Raw genomic sequence first — 1,247 nt, 5'->3', positions numbered from 1 at the left:
GCTGAGACGACAGAGACCCCGAGCACAGCGAGCCGCAGAGGTCACGACCCAGGGGTATGCGGTCAGGTGTCGTGCTCAGACGTGGGCGGCCGGCCCCGCCGCGGCAGTGGCCCGACACCTCGTGGGGACCGGCCGGCGGCTTTCAGCCCCTCCCGCAGCAGGATCTCGATCTGGGCGTTCACGCTGCGCAGTTCATCGGCTGCCCACCGTTGCAGCGCCGCATGGACCGCAGGGTCGAGCCGCAGCAGGACGGCCTTGCGCTCGGTGCTGCGTCGCTGCCGCGGTGCGTCCTGGGTGTCCTCGCTCATGGTGCGCGCCGCTCAGGAGTAGAGCGACCCCGCGTTGACGACGGGGGTGGTGCCACGCTCGGAGCAGAGGACGACGAGCAGGTTGGAGACCATCGCCGCCTTGCGCTCGTCGTCGAGCACCACGATCTGTTTGGCCTCCAGCTTGTGCAGGGCCCCTTCGACCATGCCGACGGCACCGTCGACGATCTTTTCCCGGGCCGCGATGATCGCGGACGCCTGCTGGCGCTGCAGCATTGCCTGGGCGATCTCCGGAGCGTAGGCCAACGCCGAGATCCGCACCTCGATCACCTCCAGACCGGCCAGGGTGATCCGCTCGGCGACCTCGACGGCCAGCTCGGCGGAGATGACGTCGGTGTCGCCTCGCAGGGTGACCTCGATGGCGTCGTTGTCGTAGGGGTGGCTCATCGCGACGTGGCGCAAGGCGGATTCGGCCTGGACGGCGACGAAGTCCTCGTAGTCCTCGACCGCGAAAGTCGCCTTCGCGGTGTCGGCCACCTGCCAGACGACGATCGCGGCGATGTTGATCGGGTTGCCGTCCGCGTCGTTGACCTTGATCTCGTTGGTCTCGAAGTTATGGACCCGGACCGAGACATTCTTGCGGGTGCTCAGTGGCACGACCATGCGGATGCCGGGCTTTCGCACCGTGCCGATGTAGCGCCCGAAGAACTGCACCACCTTGGTGTGGCCCGGGGCCACGATCGTCAGCGACGCCATCAGCAGGATGGCGAGGATGCCGAGGAGGCTGCCGAGCACCATACCCAGGTAGCCACCCTCCCCCGCGTTGGCGGCGATCGCGCCGGCGATGAAGAGCCAGGTGGCTACCCCCAGGAGGAGCAGAGAGGTGATCAGGCCGGCGAAACCATCGACCGACCAGGCTCGCCGCTCGGTGACGTCGACACGCGTCCCCTCGTGCCCCACTGGTGTCCCGGCCGGCGCTCC

2 protein-coding genes are annotated in these 1,247 nt (G+C 68.5%); both read right to left on the bottom strand.

Annotation, left to right across the window (positions count from 1 at the left end; all coding sequences use genetic code 11):
- Positions 1–62: 62 nt before the first annotated feature.
- A complete protein-coding gene (locus tag Q4P07_RS11405; protein WP_303375042.1) occupies positions 63–308 on the bottom strand; it encodes a hypothetical protein in 246 nt (81 codons plus the stop codon).
- A gap of 12 nt (positions 309–320) precedes the next feature.
- Positions 321–1,247 (bottom strand): SPFH domain-containing protein (locus Q4P07_RS11400; RefSeq protein ID WP_303375041.1); only part of this gene is annotated, 927 nt, incomplete at its 5' end.

The sequence above is a fragment of the Ornithinimicrobium sp. genome, assembly GCF_030537745.1.
Taxonomy (GTDB): domain Bacteria; phylum Actinomycetota; class Actinomycetes; order Actinomycetales; family Dermatophilaceae; genus Ornithinicoccus.
Note: the sequence above shows the minus strand (reverse complement) of the source record. Positions and strands in the feature narration are given on the sequence as shown.